The 19,701-nt window shown below is 69.3% G+C and carries 13 protein-coding genes and 1 pseudogene; 9 read left to right on the top strand and 5 right to left on the bottom strand.

Going from position 1 to position 19,701, the window contains the following annotated elements; all coding sequences use genetic code 11:
• Positions 1-200 precede the first annotated feature (200 nt).
• Positions 201-2,090 (bottom strand): hypothetical protein, encoded by a 1,890-nt coding sequence (locus tag BMW85_RS42240; protein WP_143082596.1) that lies wholly within the window; start codon positions 2,088-2,090, stop codon positions 201-203.
• A gap of 1,211 nt (positions 2,091-3,301) precedes the next feature.
• Here BMW85_RS42240 and BMW85_RS42230 point away from each other — a divergent pair.
• From BMW85_RS42230 to BMW85_RS48975, 3 genes are all read left to right on the top strand, one after another.
• Positions 3,302-3,667: a DUF1622 domain-containing protein gene (locus BMW85_RS42230; RefSeq protein WP_091092965.1), complete on the top strand. Its 366-nt coding sequence runs from the start codon at positions 3,302-3,304 to the stop codon at positions 3,665-3,667.
• 480 nt (positions 3,668-4,147) lie between these two features.
• A complete protein-coding gene (locus BMW85_RS42225; RefSeq protein ID WP_091092963.1) occupies positions 4,148-4,867 on the top strand; it encodes a hypothetical protein in 720 nt (239 codons plus the stop codon).
• Positions 4,868-5,149: 282 nt separating this feature from the next.
• A complete protein-coding gene (locus tag BMW85_RS48975; protein ID WP_177241151.1) occupies positions 5,150-5,305 on the top strand; it encodes a hypothetical protein in 156 nt (51 codons plus the stop codon).
• Positions 5,306-5,571: 266 nt separating this feature from the next.
• Here the strand turns inward: BMW85_RS48975 and BMW85_RS42220 are convergent, their stop codons facing one another.
• Positions 5,572-6,135, bottom strand: coding sequence for a dihydrofolate reductase family protein (locus BMW85_RS42220; RefSeq protein ID WP_091092961.1), 564 nt, complete (start codon positions 6,133-6,135; stop codon positions 5,572-5,574).
• Between the two features lie 746 nt (positions 6,136-6,881).
• Here BMW85_RS42220 and BMW85_RS42205 point away from each other — a divergent pair.
• From BMW85_RS42205 to BMW85_RS42195, 3 genes and pseudogenes are all read left to right on the top strand, one after another.
• Positions 6,882-7,367 carry a hypothetical protein gene (locus BMW85_RS42205; RefSeq protein WP_091092958.1) on the top strand — a complete coding sequence of 162 codons (486 nt, stop codon included), beginning with the start codon at positions 6,882-6,884 and terminating at the stop codon, positions 7,365-7,367.
• 122 nt (positions 7,368-7,489) lie between these two features.
• Positions 7,490-7,852 (top strand): annotated as a pseudogene (locus BMW85_RS52685) (MFS transporter); the annotation flags it as partial.
• Positions 7,853-7,904: 52 nt separating this feature from the next.
• The gene (locus BMW85_RS42195) at positions 7,905-8,378 is read left to right on the top strand and encodes an MFS transporter (RefSeq protein ID WP_091092956.1); all 474 of its coding nucleotides are present in this window, start codon (positions 7,905-7,907) and stop codon (positions 8,376-8,378) included.
• Between the two features lie 65 nt (positions 8,379-8,443).
• On the opposite strand, the gene kstD is transcribed toward BMW85_RS42195, so the two are convergent.
• The 3 genes from kstD to BMW85_RS42175 all read right to left on the bottom strand — a co-directional run bounded on the left by kstD (position 8,444) and on the right by BMW85_RS42175 (position 13,337).
• The gene (gene kstD, locus BMW85_RS42190; protein ID WP_091092955.1) at positions 8,444-10,207 is read right to left on the bottom strand and encodes a 3-oxosteroid 1-dehydrogenase; all 1,764 of its coding nucleotides are present in this window, start codon (positions 10,205-10,207) and stop codon (positions 8,444-8,446) included.
• Between the two features lie 138 nt (positions 10,208-10,345).
• The gene (locus BMW85_RS42185) at positions 10,346-11,572 is read right to left on the bottom strand and encodes an acyltransferase family protein (RefSeq protein WP_091092954.1); all 1,227 of its coding nucleotides are present in this window, start codon (positions 11,570-11,572) and stop codon (positions 10,346-10,348) included.
• 802 nt (positions 11,573-12,374) lie between these two features.
• Positions 12,375-13,337: an AraC family transcriptional regulator gene (locus BMW85_RS42175; protein ID WP_091093131.1), complete on the bottom strand. Its 963-nt coding sequence runs from the start codon at positions 13,335-13,337 to the stop codon at positions 12,375-12,377.
• Between the two features lie 140 nt (positions 13,338-13,477).
• Here BMW85_RS42175 and BMW85_RS42170 point away from each other — a divergent pair, with 140 nt between their 5' ends.
• The 3 genes from BMW85_RS42170 to BMW85_RS42160 all read left to right on the top strand — a co-directional run bounded on the left by BMW85_RS42170 (position 13,478) and on the right by BMW85_RS42160 (position 19,647).
• A complete protein-coding gene (locus tag BMW85_RS42170) occupies positions 13,478-14,536 on the top strand; it encodes a saccharopine dehydrogenase family protein (protein WP_091092952.1) in 1,059 nt (352 codons plus the stop codon).
• A 222-nt stretch (positions 14,537-14,758) separates the two neighbouring features.
• Positions 14,759-15,229 carry a hypothetical protein gene (locus BMW85_RS50050; protein ID WP_177241156.1) on the top strand — a complete coding sequence of 157 codons (471 nt, stop codon included), beginning with the start codon at positions 14,759-14,761 and terminating at the stop codon, positions 15,227-15,229.
• A 95-nt stretch (positions 15,230-15,324) separates the two neighbouring features.
• Positions 15,325-19,647, top strand: a complete 4,323-nt coding sequence (locus BMW85_RS42160) for an HAD-IC family P-type ATPase (RefSeq protein ID WP_245775383.1) — start codon at positions 15,325-15,327, stop codon at positions 19,645-19,647.
• Positions 19,648-19,701 lie beyond the last annotated feature (54 nt).

Genomic DNA, 19,701 nt, shown 5'->3' with positions numbered 1-19,701 from the left:
TCTGTCAGGCGATCACGGTCGAGCAGGGGATCCATCGCGCCACGCGATGCGCGATTCCGGCACGTCATCCGGATTACGGTGGGGCATGAGGGCCTCCGGCGGATGTGAATCTTGGTCGACTCACACCACGCCACGAGGCCCTCACCCATTTCAAGCTCATCTGGCCGTGTCGCTGTCACCAACGTCCGTGGCCAGTACACCTAGCTCAGCGGACCTCGGACCACGACCACGTGGCTGTGCTCTGCGGGCAGGAAGATGGCGTCTCCGGCCCACTTGACGGTGTAGGTGTATTCGCCGCTGGTTTGCGGTGTGTCGGTGAAGCTGAACGACCCGTCGCCCGCGAGCGGCGGTGATGGCAGCGTGGTCGTGACGGTGCCGTTGCGATTCGTAACGGTGCGGTGCACCGTGATGCTGGTTCCCGACGATGGAAGCCTGTCGCCGGTGTCCAGCCTGCCGCTCAGTTCGATGCGCCTGCCGACGACTGTCGTCTCCGGCCCCGTGAGCTGGAGAGTGGCCGGAAGTTTGGCCACCATCAAGCCGTGTGAGCTCCTCGCTGCGTCGTACACCGAGTCACCGGCCCATCTCACCTCGTACCAGATCATCTCGGAGACCTGCGGGGTGTCAGTGATGCTGAAGGTGCCGTCCGCGGCGGTCGTGATCTCGGGGAGGGGCTCGATGGTGCCGTCCGGGAGTTGACGGGTCACCACCACGCGTTGCGCGCCGGGAGCCGAGCCGTCTGCCAGGGACAGGCGGAGGTCCCAGGTGAACGGTTCGAAGAGGGTCGTCGCGGGAGCGGGAGCCCAGCTGACGGAGGACCTGACCTTGGCGATGGTGACGGCGGCCGACGCCCTGCTCCACCGGAAATCCGGGCTGCCGTCCCAGAGCGCGTCGTACGTGATGGTGCCGCTGACCTGCGGGGTGTCAGTGATGCTGAAGGTGCCGTCCGTGGCGGTCGTGATCTCGGGGAGTGGCTGGCGGGTGCCGTCTGGCAGACGGCGCGTCACCACTACGGATCGCTCGCCCGGGGTTGCGCCTCCGGCGAAGGAGAGCCGGCCCACCAGGGTGAGCGGCTGCAGTATGGTTCCAGCGGCCGGGGCCGTCAGGGTCAGGGTCGAGGCCGCGAGAGTCACGTCGGGCAATCGCAGCAGGTGAATCCTGCCGGAGGCGTTGCCAGATTCACGCACGACGCCGAAGACGTCCCTGCCGGTGAAGACGAGGCTCCCCGCGAATATCTCGAAGAGACGGTCCTTGTACGTGAACGTCTTCTCGGCCGTGGTCGTGTCGTACACGGCTACGCCCAGTTCGGACGATGTCACGCCCAGGAGGCGAGCGCCGTCCGGGCTGACCGCGACCGCTTTGGCGCCGCCGCGGCTTCCGACATCCAGTTGGTAGCTCCGGATCAGGGTCATGTCAGCGGTGTTCCAAGCGTCGTACCTCGCTGGAGCGCCGAAGGCGGAGTACACCGTCGAGCCGTCTGTGGAGATGGAGATGTCCTGCAGATTGCTCAGGCTGTACGTGTGGCCGCTGACGACTCCGCGGAAGGTGGCATCGGCACCGGATATGTCACAGATGCGGAGGGCGCCGGGAGAGAGCCCGGTGATGCCGACCACCAGCGTCTGCCCTGCCGCAGCCACCAGTGGGGTGTTGAACAGCCGCGCCTCGATTGGGATGGGCTCGGGCGAGGCCGCAGCCACGTCAAGACTGAGGACACCGCCGTTGCTCTCGTAGCTGCAGCCGTACCCGACATAGAGCCGGCCGCCGGCCATGGAGAGAGTCGAGGGGCACAGGTACGCCGCCAGGTCGATCCGCCGGATTTCGGCGAGGGAGCCGGTGTCGATCTCGGCGACCTGGTTGGAGCCGCTCAGCGCCGCGTACAGACGAGTGCCGTCGGGTGTCGTGACGAGGCCCTTGACTCCCGATAGGCCGGTGATGGCGCCGGTGAGCGAGCCCTGGGTGTCCGAGACGGTGATCTGATCGCCGACCGAGACGAACACCTTGCCGGCCCCGGTGGTCACGTCAGGGGTGATGCTCTGGGGGTAGACCCCGAGGGCGGTGAAGGAGTCGGCGGCGGTGGCGGGCGCGACGAGCAAACCCGCCACCGTGACCACGGCGGCGGCACAAGTCAACAGGCGACGGGCTAATCGGAAGTATGGGGGACGGGTCTGCAACGTATCGCTGCCGGATCGCCGGAGTGACAACATAGCTCTCCTGTATCGCTCACCAGTACGAGAAGCGACAAGATATACCCGTGTTGGCCCCCCTTACGTCAAGATCGACGCAGAGTAATTCGATCACGAAATGACCACATGTCACACCGGCGGGCGCTACAGGGTCAACAGGGGGATGCGCGCCGTGGCGCGAGCTCACACGATGCCTGTCGAGCTGCTGTTGTGGTTCCACCCGAGCGGCTTGGGCGGTTTACGGTGACAGGATGGACATGGCCAAGGCGAGCGCTGATCAGTAGCGCAAGCATGTCCGCGAACGTGGTTTGGTTGAGCGGGACAGCGGAGCTCTGGCCCAACTGATCGGGTACGACGGCGATCCGTTCGAGATCGAACTCGACGAGAATGCTGCAAATCCGCAAGTCCGATTGATTGACCGGGCAGTGCGGTCGCACGTCGGCCTGTAGAACCGTCGAATCAGCCTACGTAAGCTCGAAGCTTGCACCTGCCACCAGCAGGAACAGCAGCTCAGAGGCCCTTCGGGGCCTCTTCTGCGTTTCAGGGGTGTGCTGCCAGATGCAGCCCTGAGCGGCCGTTCGTAGGTGGTCGCGGGAATACGCGGGATGGATCTGGGGACGTTTCCCCAGGTCGAGGCCCATGATCCGGAGTATGCGCGGGATGACGTGGCCCCTGCAACGCCGAAAGGCCCCCGGGAAACCGGAGCTCTTCGAGTGGCGCCGATCGCGATCTCATGCGGTGAGCACATCCGCTATCCGCTGGTTGACGATCTCCTCCTGGCCGTCGATGCACTTGGCATAGACCCTGAGCAGGACGTTCACCCCGTGGCGGCCGGCACGGGCGGCCACTTCCGGAGCCGAGACGGCGCCGTTGAGCCAGAGCGAGACGGCTGCGTGCCGGAGGTCGTACGGCCGCCGGGCGAGTGGTGAGGCGATCTGGGCGGGGGGGGTGAGAGCGAGCCCAGGATAAAAAAAGGCTCACTGTTATAGATAAGACAAGTGAAAGGCTGGGTCATCGCTGGTTCAAGGCGTACATGCTGACGTCTATGGTCCTCTTGTCGTGCCCGTGGCGGGGAATCGCACGAAAGCCAGTTTCTATGGGTCCCGGCCGGGAGGCATGACATGGACACGAGTTTTGCGAATGTCGTGGAACTGGTCGGCCAGGCGGTTGACGTGGCCGGTGTCGCCCTCATCGTGCTGGGCGCCTTGGTGGCCACCGTAGGCTTCGCTTTCAGGACCATCAGCCGGCAAGGGCCCTTCTACGAAGCCTACCGGGGATATCGGCAGGGATTGGGCCGAGCCATCCTGCTCGGATTGGAGTTCCTCGTGGCCGGTGACATCATCCGGACGGTGGCCGTGGCTCCTACCTTTGCCAGTGTCGGCGTCCTCGCGCTCATCGTGATAGTCCGGACCTTTCTCAGCTTCTCCTTGGAGGTGGAGCTTGAGAATCGCCTGCCATGGCAAACGGCCCCGCAACAGCGCAACTGAAGCCGGCATCGTTCTTGAGAGCGAGCTGTCATGGCATCCGGTAGCTCGGCTTACCGGTCGCCGAACAGCGCGCCCGAGCGGAAGGCCGCGCGCGTCTGTGCCGGACAACGCCCTATGCCGCCGTGCAGGAGGTTCGGGTGTCGGTGAATGCGGAACTGGCCGCGTTCGCCTCGGCGCATCCAGACCGCGTCGGCCTGTTGGTGGACTTTCGATGCTTTATGTCGTTGATGGCGAGCGTGGCGTGCATCTGCACTCCCGGCACGGCGTAAGAGCGCGATGATGTTGTCAGCACGTAAGGCATGCAGAGCGACCGCATGAGCCGGGGCGCGTCACGGTGCGGAGCTCCTGTGGCTGTGTGCCGCCAGCCATCGCCGGGCAGCAGGCCCTCGTGCACTCCCCCGCATCATCGGGATAACGATGCGCGGTCGCGGATGATCCAGGGCTCCAGGTTGTCGCCGCTGTCGGGCATGATCACCTGCCATGAAGCAAGCACTCCTCGCCATCGCGGCCCTCGCCGCGCTGACCGTGCCCGCGCTGCCCGCACACGCGGCACCCAAGGACCCGGTCAAAGCACTGAACGCGACGACCGTGCCCGGGCACGGCGTGCGGTTCACCGGCAGCGTCACGTGGATGGACGGCACCGACGAGCGGGGCGCCCGCGACCTCAAAGGCGCCTTCCAGTTCGGTAAGAAGGGCATCGCCGCCTTCGACATCACCTTGAAGGACGGCGACGAACAGCAACGCGTCCTCGGCATCGGCAAGACCGGTTACTATTCCGGCGGCCTGATCGGCGGCCTGCTGCCCGAGGGCAAGACCTGGTTCAAGGAAAAGAACCGCGGCATGCCCGACTCGTGGTCGCAGTTCATCAACCCGGCCGAGGCGAAGACCTTGGCCCGGCTGCTCAAGAACGGCACGACCAAGGGCGGCACCGTCTCCGGCTCGATCACGGTCAAGGAGCTCAAGGCGGTCTCGACCTGGGTGTCGGCCGCCAGGCTCGGCAACGAGCACGACGGTGTGAAGATCTCCTACAAGCTCACCCTGTCCTCAGCGGGCCTGGTCAGCCGAGTGACATCCAGCTACACGATCACAGAGGACGGCACCCCCTACACCACCACCGTGGACAGCCGCTATACGGGATGGGGCGGCAAGGTGTCGATCAAAGCGCCGGCGCCCTCCACCGTGACCACCAACATTCGCTGACCTGATGTCCCATCGCCTGCGGTTCGTCAGGCAGGCGCCACAGGCGTTGGCGGCAGCCCAGATGCCTCGCCCTTGCCGGTAAGGACACCGGCGGCGTACTTCAAGCTCCCAAGACTGCATGGGCAGGGGCGGCCTGGTCAGCGTGGCACAGGCGGGGACGATCCTCACCCAGCTGTCCACGAGCTTTCTGCGCGAGTCGCTGGGGCCCGGCTCGTTCATCCCGCATGGCAACAGCGGCGAATGGGACGCACCCCGGGGCGTCTACCTACGTATCGGGCAACCGTGATCGCCGGTCACGGCATCATGGAGATGGGCAAGGTCTACGGCCGCGCCGCCCCCGAGTTCGCCGCCGACGCGGTACGGCGTCCTCCCTCGCGCACGACACGCTCCTGCCGTGGCGCCGGGCCCGCGCCGCCGTCGGTCGGACGTCGTCGGTGATGTGGTGCAGAGTGCCGAGCTCGTCATCGTCGCCCCACCGTCCCCCGTTCGACAGGGTGTTGAAGTACCCGGAGCACGTCGTCCTGCGTGGGCATCGGTCGCCCTGCCGTCACCCCAGCGCCGATTCCTCTCATTGTTGTTTCTCAGCGTCGGTTCAGGAGAGTTCGGTCACTGCCGGCGCAGCGGTCGGTTGTGGCTTGGGCGGCGGCGTCCCCTTCGACAGAGCAGGCCCGAGTAGATCACCAGATAGCTGTAGAACCTTCCGGCTATCTGGTGATCTCGTAGCGCAGAACTGCCACGCCGTTGTCGAACGAGGTGGCCTCGATCAGCTTCAGGTCCTGCCGATCCTCGAAAACGCGCCTTCCCTTGCCGCGTGAGACCGGGCAGACCAGCAGGGTGACCTCGTCGACGAGTCCGGCCTCCAGCAGGGAGTTCATCAGCGTCAAGCTGCCCCACAGCCAAATGTCCTTGCCGCCCTGCTGCTTGAGCTCGCGGACGGTGGCGGCCGGGTCGCGCGTCACGGTCGCGGCGGGAAAGTCTCCCCAGGGCGCCTTTTCCAGTTTGGAGGAGGCGACGAACTTGGTGAGGTTGTTGAGCTTCTCGCCGTATTCGCCCTGGTCCTCGGCGGTTGCCCAGCCCGTGGACTGGGCGTAGGTGTTCGCGCCGAGAACCAACGTGTCGACCGCGTCGACGAACCCCATCACGCGTTCCTTGAACGCCATGTCGTTGGTTGTGGAGAAGGGCCCGGCGGAGACGAAGCTGAGCCCGCCGTCCTCCTCAGCGGCGATGTTGTCGACGGTGGTCCACTGCTGAACTATGAGCTTTCTCATGACTGACTATGCCTTTCGTGTATCTGTCGGCTCTTCATTGCGCGTAGGGAGCCGCGCGTGGATTCTCGTGCGGGCGCTCAGGCGGACTGACGCTCGGCTCGCCGGCGGATGAGTTCCTCGACCGCGCTCGGCAGGGTGGTCTCGAAGTCGATCAGCCTTGGCGCACGTACGTGGAGGAGCAGGCGGTGCGCGGGCGCGGCGGCGGGCGTCGTGCCGTTCCAGGCGAGGATGATCGGGATGTTGCGGGTGTGCCGTCCTTGGCGACATTGGCCAGGCGAGCCACGTCGCGGGCCAGCAGTCCGCGACTGAGCGGCCGGTTCAGAACCTCGGTGACTCGTATGATTCCACAGTTATTCCTCTTATTGCTGTTTCTCAAGGTGGTTCAGGCGCCGGTTGTGGTCCGGGCGGCGGGGTCCGTTCGACGATAGGCGCAGGGCGGCGCTAAGCAGCGCATCGACAGCGAGCGAGGCTCCGCGATCCCGGCCATCGCCGCATCCGCGGCAGGCATCGCGCGAGCAGCCCGGCCGGCGTGGCGCCGGCCGCCTGCATCGCCTTCCGCGGCGGCGGACCGCTGCGCGTAGGACACGAACAGCGCCTCGCAGCCCGCCACCAGGCCGTTGGGCACCCACGTCGCCGCCGACCGAGATGTTGAGCACCGAGCGGCCGAGCACGTACCCATTCGGCGGCACGATCTCGTTGAGCATGCCGTACCGGACACCGCCGCCGATCGAGCCGACCAGCGGTGCGTGGAGGCCGACCGGCTACGGGAGCAGCTCCGCGAAGAAGCCGGCCGGGCCGCCGCCTGCCTGGAGGTCGCCCGGGTCGCTGCCCTGCTGGTGCTGCCCAAGCTGGTCGACCTCAGCGGCGACCTCGGCGAGGGGGTGTGGGGCGTGACGCTGCCCGGGGCCGGCATCGAGTCGGTCACCCGGCGTCCGGACGGCGCCGTGGTGTGCGCTACCAGGGCCGGCAGTTCCGGCTGGGCGACGCCCAGCACGCCCCCGCTCACGCCGCGTCCTGAGCGCCGGACTGCTCGCCGTCTCCTCGCCGTGATCATCGCCAAGGGAAGGAGAGCTGATGCGGGTGGGCTCACGCTTGATGGGCTTGCTCACGTCGGACGCGCCACCCACCACATGCCGACCACGCGCCTCGGGGAGATGAGCAGGCCGCCTGCGAGACCGGGTGGGAGTCACTACAGTGCCTCGGATGCCGGGGAAAAGATCGTTATGGGGTAACCGGGACTTCGTCCTGTTGTGGAGTGGCCAGAGTTCCAGCCTGCTGGGCGCAGAGGTCACCATGCTGGCGTTGCCGCTGGTGGCTGGGGTGGTGCTAGGGGCTTCACCGTTCGAGATGGGGGGTGGTCGCCGCCGCCCGGAAGCTGCCGGTGCTGTTCGCTTCGCTGCCGGCCGGGGCGCTGGCGGACCAGTGGCGCAAGCGGCCGGTGATGATCTCGACGCATCTGATCGCCGGGACGGCGATGGCGTCGATACCCGTCGCGGGGATCTTCGGAGGGCTGACGCTGTGGCAGCTGTACGCGGTCGCCGCGATCGCAGGCGTCTGCGAGACCTTCTTCAACCCGGTCTACCAGAGCTACCCGTTGACGCTGCTCGGTCCGGAGAACCTCGCCGAGGGCAACGCGAAGCTCAGCACCGCGATGATGGGCGCGGCCACGGTGGGGGCGCCGTTCGGCGGATTTCTGGTGGATCTGTTCGGCGCGGTCAAGGCGATGCTGGCCGACGCGATCTCGTTCTTCGTAGCAGCCGTGGCGATCTGTGTCCGGCCTGGTGCTGGGGATCAGCGGTCTGGGCGGGCTGCTGGGCGGTGTGCTGGCTCAGAAGCTGATCGCGGCGTGCCGGATCACGCGCATCGTGCTCTGGAGTTCGCTGGTTTATGTCGTAGGCGACCTGCCACTGGCGCTCGTCGCGCCAGGGCCGGCGGGCGCGGTGATCGTCTGCGTCGGCTGGACTCTGCTTCTGGTGGGCGCGCTGGTGCTGCAGATCAGTCAGCGCACCCTACGGCAGCTCCTCACCCCCAGGGAGATGCAGGGACGGCTGGCCGCGACGAGTCGATGGTTGTCGTGGGGAGCCGCGCCGCTGGGCGCGCTGGCAGCCGGGGCGCTGGCCGAGCTGATCGGCATGCAGCCCACTCTGCTGGTCGCCGCGATCCTGGTCGCGGCGGCTCCACTGACGCTCTGGCTTTCTCCGCTGCGCACGCTGAAGGAGGATCCCGTCCCGGTAGCGGTCTGAAGAAGGGGCTGCGGGTCTCGGGAACCTCGGTGGCGGACAGGCGATGGGCCGTCACAGCGGGGATCTTACGGTCGCGTCGCGGCGAGGTCGTTGGCGGCGATGTAGCCGAACGTCATGGCCGGGCCGATCGTCGAGCCGGAGCCGGCGTAGCTGTGGCCCATGACCGCGCCGCTGGCGTTGCCGGCCGCGTACAGGCCGGGGATCACCGAGCCGTCCGCCCGCAGGGCGCGGGCGCGGGCGTCGGTGCGCAGGCCGCCCTTCGTGCCCAGGTCACCGGGGACGATCTTGAAGGCGTAGAAGGGCGGCAGCCAGAGCGGCGCCAGGCACGGGTTGGGCCGCACGTACGGGTCGGCGTAGTAGTGGTCGTAGGCGCTGTCGCCGCGGTGGAAGTCGGGGTCGCGTCCGGTCAGGGCGAACCCGTTGAAGCGGGTGACCGTGGCGCGCAGGGCCGCCTCGGGCACGCCGATCTTCCGGGCGAGCTGCTCGATCGTCGGGGCTCTGAACAGGGCGCCGCTGTCGTACCAGGAGTCGGGGAAGGGCAGCAGCGGGGCGAGGTCCTTGAACAGGTACTTGTTGCGGTACTGCTGGTCGATGATCAGCCAGGCGGGGATGTGCGGGTCGGACGCGGTGTTGCGGTCGTACATGACGTGCACGACGTCGCTGTAGGGGGCGGCCTCGTTGACGAAGCGGCGGCCGCTGCCGTTGACGATGACGCAGCCCGGCAGCGTACGTTCGGCCAGGCAGAAGTACGGCTCGTCGGGCAGCGGGATGACCGGCCCCCACCAGGCGTCGTCCATCAGGTCCAGGGCGGCCCCGGCCCGTTCACCGGCCTCGATGCCGTCGCCGGTGTTCTCCTTGGCGCCGACGGTCCAGCTCGTCCCGATGGGCTGGCGCTGGAACTCGGCGCGCATGGCGGCGCTGTGCTCGAACCCGCCCGAACCGACGATCACCCCGCGCCTGGCCCTGACCAGCCCGGCCGAGGTGACCACGCCCGCGACGCGGCCGTTCTCGACGTGCAGGTCGAGCAGCGGGGTGTTGAGCCACACGGGGACGCCGGCCGCCAGCAGCCCGGCCCGCAGTCCCCCGGCCAGCGCCTGGCCCATGGTGAGCGGCTTCTCGCCGCGCAGCGCGGCCTGGGTGCCGCGCAGCAGGCACGCGGCCGACACCGCCGCTCCTTGCGGGTTGACCAGGGCGAGCGTCAGCCACTTGTAGTCGGCGCTGAAGACGACCATGCCCGCCGGGGTCGGGATGTACGGCGGGTTGAGCCGGGCCAGCTCCGGCCCGAGGAGGTTGCCGTCGAACTGGTCGGGCTCGATGGAACGCCCGCCCGGCATGCCGCCGGGGAACTCCGGATAGTAGTCGGAGTAGCCGTCCATGAATCGGAAGCGCAGCGGGCTGTTGCGCATCACGAAGGAGATCATCTCCGGTCCCGCGGCGAGGAACGCCTGCTGCCGCGCCGCCGGGACGGTGTCGCCCACCACGCGGGCGAGGTAGGCGGCGGCCTTGGCCGGGGTGTCCGGCACGCCGGCGGCGAGGATCACCTCGTTGCACGGGATCCAGATGCCCGCCCCCGACCGGGCCGCCGACCCGCCGAACGTCGGCGCCTTCTCCAGCACGACCGTGCTCAGCCCGCGCTTGGCGGCGGTCAGGGCCGCGGTCATCCCGGCGGCTCCCGAGCCGACCACCACCACGTCGTAGTCGGCGTCGGCGTAGGCCGGGTTCTGGCCGAGGGCCGCGCCGGTGACCACGATCCCGCCCGCGATGAGCAGGGAACGGCGGCTGCGCCCGCGGGGGGTGAGGTCGTCGGAGGCCGGTGAGGCAGGTCGCATCGGTGATCCCTTCCGACAGGGGCGAGCCGATTCGGCCCACCCGCCGAAAACGAGCATGCGCTTGGTTGGTTACCCTGTCAACGTCCCTGGGATACCGGCCCGCCGGCCATCACTCGCGTGGTTCGTCCCAGCGCGGCCTCACGCGCTGGCCGCCCTCTCCAAGCCGGGCTCTGCCCGGGATTCGGCCCGGCTGATCAGCCGCCTGCCCAGCCGCTGCGCCGGCATCTCCACCCATCGCCAGGTCAGCGCGCACAGGCCGAGCAGCGCGGCGTACACGGCCGCCAGCAGCGTCAGGCGCACTGCCAACGGCACGGCCGTCGCGTCCGGCAGGAAGAACTCCACGCTCTCCAGCAGCAGCGGGTGCAACAGGTAGATCGAGTACGACACCAGGCCCAGCCAGGTCAGCCACGACGGCATCGTACGGTGACGCAGCGCGACCCCGGCGGCGAACGTCAGCCAGGCCGCCGCGATCGCCACCTGCACTCCCGACTCGGCGCGCGCGAGCCACAACCCCGCCACCGGTATCAGCGCCACCCAGGCGATGTGCCCGTGGCCGATCTGGCCTGTCTCGACGCGATACAGCGCGGTGCCGGCGAACATGGTCGCCAGGATGAACAACCCCTGCCACGGGCCGGGATAACTCTGGTTGACCGCCAGCAGCAGCAGGATCGTGCCCGCGATGACCACGGCGCCGACCTGCCGTACCCGCCTGCCGCCGCGCAGCACCGCGGCCAGCCCAGCGGCCAGTACGGCGGTCACCACGACCACGACCGTCAGCATGCGGCCCGCCCCGCCGGCCGACAGGAGGGTCACCGGCAGCAGCCCGGCGCCCAGCACAGCGGACGCCGCGAACGCCAGCGCGGTCGCGGTGCTGCGCCGGTGCACACCCAAGGTGAACATCGCCGTCAGCAGAAGGTAGAAGGCCATCTCGTAGGACAGAGTCCAGAGCACGTTGGCCAGGTTCGGCACGTACAGCAGGTTCTGCAGCATGCCGGCGTGTGCCAGGGCGAGCGCCACTGGCCGGCTGTCCCACCATGTGTGGAGGCTGTCCCAGCCGACCGCTGCCAGCAGCGCCATACCGGCGACGCACACGGTGAACAGCGGCCATAACCGGAAGAAGCGCGAGATCCAGAAGGCCCGCACGCTTCCCCTGCGCTCCAGCGACGCGGGCACGATGTAGCCGCTGACCAGGAAGAACACCAGTACGCCGTACCAGCCGGGGTCGAAGACAGCCTTGATCGGCGCCCGCGCCTCCGGCCAGAGCGGCTGGAGCGCGTGCTCGAACACCACCACCATCGAGGCCAGTCCGCGCAGCGCGTCCAACCAGGCCAGACGGCGGCGGGTGTGCGGCGGGGCGGAATTCATCCGGACATCGTAGTAAGAAGAGCCATTTATGGCCCTTCGATCCCTTCAGGTCCAGGCAGACTGATCAGGTGACAGGGAGTGCATCGGATCCCGGCGGACGGTTCCGGGATCGGCGCGAACGGAAGTACGGGTACGACTTCGTCGACGAGGTGCTGGTGCGCTGTCCGCGATGCGACGGGTGCGCGGTCGTGCTGGCGCAGCCGGGGACCCTTGAGGACGCCGGGGTCTTGAATCTTTGTCGGCGTCTGCGCTGCGCGGCATGTGGCTACGTCAAGGACGAGACGGTCGGCTCCGCCGTCGTCGGCGGCCCTGTCGATCCCTTCTTCCGGCGACCGCTCTGGTTGCAGGCCGGCTGCTGCGGACATGTGCTGTGGGCTTACAACGTCCGGCACCTGGACCTCTTGGAGTCCTACGTGGCCGCGAGGCTGCGCGAACGGGGCGACGTCGTGGCCGGGGCTCCGGCCAGCCTGGTCGAGCGCCTGCCCACAGGGTGTCGCCGGGGTGCGCCTTGGCGGCGATCTTGCCGAACGCGGGCCGGTCGAGGGCGGGGATCTTGGAGGTGGTGGCAGGGTCCTCGAAGAGGAGGACGCCGTCGGCCGGCCGGAATCCCTCGGCCACGCCTTCGGCGCGCACGAGCAGGCCGGCCTCGGTGAGGATGTGGCGCTGCCGCAGCAGGGACCGGGTCGCGATGGAGACGCGGGAGGAGACGATCTGCACCGGGCTCTCCCTGGGAAGGGTTGGAGCCCGATCTTCCTGTCGGAAATCCTGTCGTCAATTCGTGTGCGGACCCGGCCATCCGACGTCACTTCCCGACAGGCTGCCTTGCGCGGGTTGTCTGGCCGTGCGGAGGCGAGGTGGGGCGCTGGTGTCGGTAGCTGCCGGGCGGTGACCCGTACTGGCGTTTGAAGGCATGGGTGAAGGTGTACTGCGAGCTGTAGCCGACCTGTTGGGCAATCGTGTTGACGGGGGCGTCGGAGGTGCGCAGGAGTCGAGCGGCGATGGTCATCCGCCACCATGTCAGGTAGGTGAGCGGTGGCCGGCCAACCAGGTGGGTGAACCGCCGGGCGAAGGCGGCGCGGGACAGGCGTGCCCGCGCGCCCAACTCCTCGACGGTCCATGGCCGGCTGGGGTCTTCATGGATGGCGCGGAGGGCGGCGGCGACGGCGGGGTCGTGCAGGGCCGCGGCCCAGCCGGTGGCGGAGTGGCCGGAGACGCGCTGTTGTTCGAACCACGCGCGCAGGATGTAGAGCAGGAGAAGATCCAGCAGGGTGAGCAGGATGGTGTCGGAGCCTGGGCGGGCGTCGTTGTCCAGTTCCACGCCGAGGAGTTCGACCGCGGCGTGGAGTTCCCTGTGGCGCCCTACCCGCGTCGGTAGGTGGATGACTTCGGGCAGGTCGTTCAGGAGCGGATGCGGCGCGGATTCGTCTAGGAGGTAGGCGCCGCAGAGCATGACCACCGTCGGCGGCCGGTCGTCGCGGTCGTCATGGACTCCGGTGAGCGTTGTGGGCGGCTCGCTCATGGGGGTGGACGGTTCGTCGGCCAGACCGTGTGCGGATCCGCGCGGCAGGAACACCACGTCGCCCGGCCCGAGCGCGATCGGCTCACCCTGTGAGGGGAGAAGCCAGCAGGCTCCCTGGAGAACGATGTGGAACCCGGCGGACGGCACCGGCGCAAACCGCTCGGCGAAGGGGGCGGACTTGGTCACCCGGCCCGAGTGGGGTCGACCGGTACGCGCCGCGCTCACCACATCAGACAGAACATCCACGCAGCCAATGTAACCAACGACAACCTCGGCGAAGACGATGACGCAAATACTGGAGCGGATCATGCATTCAATCGTCTTGTGTTGGCACCTTACTGTGCTGGTGGCTGAGCAACCGTGCAGCTCCATCATGAGGAGACGACATGAAGATCGCCGTTTATGGCGCGAGTGGATACCAGGGAAAGCTCGTGCTCACCGAACTGGCACGACGTGACATCGAGACGGTCCTGGCCGGACGTGATCTCGCGCGCCTGGAGGAGGCGGCCTCGGCGGTCGGCCTCCTCCACGCGGAACGACGCGTGGCCGACACCAGCGACCATGAGGCGCTGGTGCGCGCGTTCCGCGGCTGCGACGGCGTCATCAACTGCGCCGGGCCCTTCACCTCCTCAGGTGAGGCCGTGGTCCGCGCCGCGATCGCCGCCGGCTGTCACTACGTCGACACCTCGGGCGAGCAGCTCTACATCAAGAAGATCTTCGACACCTTCACCACGGAGGCGGAGAACGCCGGGGTCACCGTCGTACCCGCCGCCAACGACGGCTGCGTCCCGGTAGACCTCATGGCCCATATCCTGGCCGACCACCTTGAATCGGTCGAAGAGATCATCACTACCCACGTGATCGTCGGGGGCGGCGGCATGTCGCGCGGTTCGCTGCGCTCGCTGGTCGAAACGATCGACGCCATCAAGGCGGGAGGTCTGACCTACGACGACGGCGACTGGCGCCCCGGCGTGCCCGCCCGCCACACCGCGATCAGGCTGCCAGGACAGTCGGAGGCAACCCCGGTGATGGCCTTTCCGGTGCCGGAGGTGGTGACCATTCCCCGTCACATCCCCGTCCGGCATGTCGAGGGCCTGACCGAGGCGGCGTTGGGCGACCGGCTGAACATCCCGCTCACACCGGAGATCATCGAGAGCCTGCCGGAAGGACCCGATGAGGACAGCCGCCGCACCCAGCGCTTCACCTACGTGCTCGACGCCACCAGTGCCGACGGCCGCCGCGCCCGCGGCATCGTCCAGGGCCCCGACACCTACGGCACGACCGCGGTGATCGCCGTCGAAAGCGCCCGTCGTCTCATCGCCGACCCCGCCAAGCCGGGAGTACTCGCACCCGCCCAGGCCTACCACCCGACCGCCTTCCTCGACTTCCTCATCCCACATGGGATCCACTGGATCATCGAGGACGCGCCGACGACCCGACAATGAGCCCGGATCCCGATCAGGTCCAGCTCACTCTTCCACAAGTCTGTGCGAATTGTTCGAATATGAGACCCAGGAGGTTGCGGAGCGGACCGAGACGGCACCCGTCACCAGGTGAAAAGCAGAATTCATTAAGGATTGGGCAAAATCATTGAATATGGGTGATCTGGAATAAGGTGCTGGATCTGTGGATAGGAGGTCAAGAAGGTCTGATTCAGAGGAGGGGTCATGACCGCTACCCAGCAACAGGGGCGTGACGAGGTCACGTCGAACGGAGGAGAGCCCAGGCGGATCGACATGCCGATGCTCGGTATCGAGGTCCGCCGGCGGCAGGTCGAGATGCCTCACGTGTCGATGCCGTCTGTCCCGATGCCGCACATCAGCAAACAGGAATTCGGACACTACGTCGACGTCGCCAGGACGGTCCTTCCGCCGCCCGAGCGCGTCGCCTACTACGGAGCGCTCGGCGCGATGGCGGTCTTCGGGGTCATCGAATGGCCGGTCGCCGCCGCCATCGGCGTGGGCATGGCCGTCATGCAGCGACGGCGGCAGGGGGCGTCCAAGACCGAGAGGAAGAGCGAGACGACCGCGCGGGCCCAGCCGCAGGAGCCGCCGGAGCGGCCGGAGCCGAAGACGCGCGGCGCGGCCGCCGCACAGCGGGCGGCGGCCGAGGCCGCGAGCAAGCGCAAGAGCAAGTGAGCAGCGACATCGCCATAGACGGGAGGACATGAGGATCTATGGCGTTGTTCGGCATGCTCTCCCTTGACACGCTGCTTGACATGCTCCCGCAACCGGTGCGAAGCGTCCTCCCGCGCCCGCGCCGGGTGCGGCGCTGCCCCGGGGGAGTGCGGATCGAGCTGAGGAGCATCGGCGGGCCCCGGACGGAGGGGCTCGCCCGCGTTCTCGAACAGCGGCTGCGCGCGGCCGGGATGCCGCGCGCGGAGGTGAACGGGGCGCTCGGCAGCGTCTTCGTGAGCTGCGATGAGACGGTGGACGTCGCCGACCTGGTGGCCATCGTGGCGGAGTTCGACGCCGGTGACCAGCCGCCTGGCCCGGCTCGCGTTCTCGACGGGGTGGAGCAGCAGGCCCTGGCCGGGATGCGCCTCGGCATGCACCTCGCCGGCACCGGGCTGGCGGTGACCGGCCGGCTGGCCCGCCTGCCCGCGCTGCCCGCCGTGGTGCCCAATCTCTTCACGCTGGTCGAGAACACCCCGCGCGTGCGTACGGAGCTGGAGCGGCGCATCGGCAAACGCGCCGTGGACGTGATGCTGGTGACGTCCAGGGTCGTCACCCAGACGCTGAGCATGCGCCCCGCCTCGCTGCTGATCGACTCCGTCGCCGCGACCGTACGCTATGTCGAGGCTCGTGCCGGGCGGCGGGCGTGGGAGCGGCGCGAGGAGGAGTTCGCGGCGGCGCCGGGGGCGTACCGGCACATCAGCGCACCCGCGGGGGCGCGGCCGGTCCCGCTGCGGCTCGGGCCAGTGGAGCGCTACGCCGACGCGGCCAGCGCCGCGTCGCTGGCCGGGCATGGGGCGACCTGGATCATCAGCCAGAGCCACCATCGCGGGCTGGCCGTGCTGGTCAGCGGCATCCCCAAGGCGGCGAGCCTGGGCCGGGACGCCTTCACCAGCGCCGTCGTGCGTGCTCTGGCCGGACGCGCCGCAATGGTGCTCAACCGTGACGCGCTGAGCCGCATGGACCGTATCGACACCGTGGTCCTTGACGCCGCCGTGCTCACCACGGGCGGGTGGGCGATCGACGGTGTGCTGCCGCGCTCTCCCGACGTGGATCTGGACGAACTGCACGCCCGGCTGTACGCACTGCTCGACCTCACCGACCCCGGCGCCGAGCGCGACCGCGACGGGTGGAGCGCGCGACCGTACGCGGGCGCGCCGGATCAGTGGCCGGAGCAGTGGCGTGAGCACGGCGTACGCCCGGTCGAGGTCTCGCGGGACGGCACGCCGATCGCGCTGGTCGGGCTGGCCCGCGAGCTGCATCCCGCCGCCGATGCCCTGGTCGCGGCCGCGAAGGGCAGGTGCGAGGTGGTCCTGGCCGACGGGGAGCCCGGCCTCGTCCGGCGCCTGGGCCTGGAACGGTCCATCAGCGGCGGCGCCGGGTTCGCCGCATCGGTGCGAGCTCTGCAGTCCGAGGGGCGCGGCGTGGCCGTGGTGTCGCAGCGCGGCCGGCGCGGGCTGCGCCAGGCCGACCTGGGGATCGGCCTGCTCGAAGGCGTACGGCGGGTCCCGTGGGACGCCGATGTGATCGCCGAGCTCGACGGCGTGCACCTGCTCCTCCGCTTCCTGACCGCGGCCAGGAAGGCGAGCGTGCGAGCCGTGTCCGTGTCCGCCGCCGGCTCGGTCGCCGGCGTCGGGCTGGCGCTCCTCGGCCCGGCGTCGACCGTGGTCGGGCGCGCGTACCTGGTGCGCGACTGCACCTCACTGGCCGCCCTCGTGGCCGGGCAGTGGACGGCCAGGAGCATCGGGCGGGAGGCCCCGCCGATCCGCGCCGACCACACGCCCTGGCACGCCATGGCGGCCCGCGACGTCGTGGACCGGCTCCGCACATCGCCCAAAGGGCTGACCGAGGCGGAGGCCGACCGCCGCAGAACCGCCCGGCCGGCGGCGGCCAAGGGGCCGCAGTCCCTGGTCGGCGCGTCGGTGGAGGAGCTCGCCAACCCGATGACCCCGCTCCTGGCCGTGGGTGCGGGACTGTCGGCCGCGTTCGGCTCGGTGCTCGACGCGGTGCTGATCGGCGCGGTGATGGCCACGGGTGCCCTGCTCGGAGGCGCCCAGCGGCGAGGCGCCGACCGCGCGCTGCACCGCCTCACCGAGCGCACCGCCGTCCGGGTACGGCTGCGTCGCCCCACGGGTCTCGTGCCGGGCGACGCCGACGCCCTGGTGCCCGGTGACGTGATCGAGCTCGGGGCCGGCGACGCCGTACCGGCCGACGGGAGGCTGATCAAGGCGGCCGGGCTGGAGATGGACGAGGCCTCCCTCACCGGCGAGTCCCAGCTCGTCACCAAGACAGCCGCGCCGAGCGCGGCGCCCGCCGTCGCGGATCGCGTGTCGATGGTCTACGAGGGGACGACCGTCGCGGCGGGGCACGGGCTGGCCGTGGTCGTGGCCACGGGTGAGGCGACCGTGGCGGGCAGGACCGCCAGACTGAGCCAGGAACAGCCGCCGCCGAGCGGGGTGGAGCTGCGGCTGCGCGCCCTGGGCCGCAAGATCCTGCCGACCGCGCTGGGCTCCGGCGCGGTGCTGCTGCTGGTCGAGTTGCTCCGCGGCTCGCCGTTCGCCCAGGCGCTCGCCCCGGCGGTGAGCCTGATGGTGGCGGCGGTGCCGGAAGGCCTGCCGTTCGTCGCCACCGTGGCCGAGCTCGCTTCGGCCAAACGCCTGTCCGCCCGCAACACGCTGGTCCGGAATCCGTCCACGATCGAGGCGCTGGGCCGGGTGGACGTGCTCTGCTTCGACAAGACGGGAACCCTCACCCAAGGCCACATCAGCCTGCGCATGGTCTCGGACGGGCGGATCGAGCAGGTGGTCGAGGAGGCCACGCCGGAGCTGAGGGCGATCGTGGGCGCGGCGCTGCGCGCCGGCCCCAGGTTCGAGGGCGGGCGCGCCATTCCGCATCCCACGGACCGCGCGGTCGTGGAAGGCGCCGAGCGGCTCGGCGTCACCCCGGAGGACGGGCTGCGTACGTGGCAGCGCGTGGACGAGCTCCCCTTCGAACCGGCTCGCGGCTATCACGCCGTTCTCGGCCGGTCGGAGTCGGGACAGGTGCTGAGCGTGAAGGGCGCTCCCGAGATCGTGATCGCCAGGTCCACCACCATGCTCGTGAACGGGCGACGCGTCGCGCTGGACGAGAGCGTCAGGCGGGAGCTGGGGCAGGGGATGGAACGGCTGGCCTTGCAGGGCTTCCGCGTGCTCGCCGTCGCCGAGCGGCCCGCCTCCAGTCGCGCGGACCTGGACGAGTCGCGCATCGAGAACCTGAGCTTTCTCGGGTTCATCGGCCTGGCCGACCCGGTGCGCCCGACGGCCAAGCGCAGCGTGGAGCAGCTCATGCGGGCGGGCGTACGCGTCGTCATGCTCACCGGCGACCATCCCAGCACGGCGGAGGCCATCGCGGCGGAGATCGGCGCCCTGAACGGCCAGCGCGTGATGACCGGCCCCGAACTTGAGTCGCTCGACGACGACGCCCTGACGGAGGCGCTGGCAGAGGTGGCGGTGTTCGCCCGGGTCACGCCCGAGCACAAGGCGCGGATCGTCACCAGCTTTCGCAAGGCGGACAAGGTCGTGGCCGTCACCGGTGACGGCGCCAATGACGTGCCCGCGATCCGGCTCGCCGACGTGGGCATCGCCCTCGGGACGAACGCCGCCCCGGCCGCCAGGGCCGCCGCCGACATCGTCATGGCGGACGACCGGATCGAGACGATCATCGACGCGATCGTCGAGGGCCGGGGCATGTGGGCGTCCGTGCGTGACGCGCTGGGCATCCTGCTCGGCGGCAACATCGGGGAGATCGCCTTCACGCTCGGATCCAGCCTCCTGACCGGCCGGAGCGCCTTGAACACCCGCCAGCTCCTGCTGGTCAACCTGCTCACCGACATGCTGCCCGCCATGGCGGTGGCCGTCCGGCCGCCGAGCGCGGCCAGTCCCGAGCGCCTGCTGTCCGAGGGGCCGGAGGCCTCGCTGGGCGCCGCCCTGACGCGGGACATCTACCTGCGCGCCGTCGTCACGGCGGCCGCCGCCACCATGGCATGGCTGCTGGCCCGGGTGAGTGGCACCCGGGGGCGGGCGGATACGGTGGGCCTCATCGGCCTGGTGGCGGCGCAGTTGCTGCAGACGTTGGCGCTGGGCAGGCGTGACCGGATGGTGGTGCTCGCCGCGGTGTCGTCGCTGGCCGCGCTGGCCGTGATCATTTCGGTGCCGGGGCTCAGTCGGCTCTTCGGCTCCCGCCCTACCGGCCCTGTCGGCTGGAGCATCGGCCTGGGTTGCGCCGCGGCCGCGACCGTGGTGGCCGTGCTGGCCGAACGGCGGGTGAACAGGGAGCCGAGCGAACAGCGAGGCGGCGAACAGCGAGAGAGTGAACTGGTCACCGACAGTTCATCGATTTGTTAACTCTTCCGCTACCCGTTCGTCACCTTTGTCGCGAAATATGCTTGTAACTGCCCT

Source organism: Nonomuraea wenchangensis (assembly GCF_900111685.1).
Lineage (GTDB): Bacteria > Actinomycetota > Actinomycetes > Streptosporangiales > Streptosporangiaceae > Nonomuraea > Nonomuraea wenchangensis.
The sequence above is the reverse complement of the archived record's forward strand: the minus strand, read 5'-3'. Positions and strand labels throughout refer to the sequence as shown.

Bases quoted from the DNA above. Each gene is read 5' to 3' on its own strand.
- BMW85_RS42230 (WP_091092965.1), top strand. From the start codon at position 3,302: ATGGACACGAGTTTTGCGAATGTCGTGGAACTGGTCGGCCAGGCGGTT.
- BMW85_RS42225 (WP_091092963.1), top strand. From the start codon at position 4,148: ATGAAGCAAGCACTCCTCGCCATCGCGGCCCTCGCCGCGCTGACCGTG.
- BMW85_RS42220 (WP_091092961.1), bottom strand. From the start codon at position 6,135: ATGAGAAAGCTCATAGTTCAGCAGTGGACCACCGTCGACAACATCGCC.
- kstD (WP_091092955.1), bottom strand. From the start codon at position 10,207: ATGCGACCTGCCTCACCGGCCTCCGACGACCTCACCCCCCGCGGGCGC.
- BMW85_RS42185 (WP_091092954.1), bottom strand. From the start codon at position 11,572: ATGAATTCCGCCCCGCCGCACACCCGCCGCCGTCTGGCCTGGTTGGAC.
- BMW85_RS42170 (WP_091092952.1), top strand. From the start codon at position 13,478: ATGAAGATCGCCGTTTATGGCGCGAGTGGATACCAGGGAAAGCTCGTG.
- BMW85_RS50050 (WP_177241156.1), top strand. From the start codon at position 14,759: ATGACCGCTACCCAGCAACAGGGGCGTGACGAGGTCACGTCGAACGGA.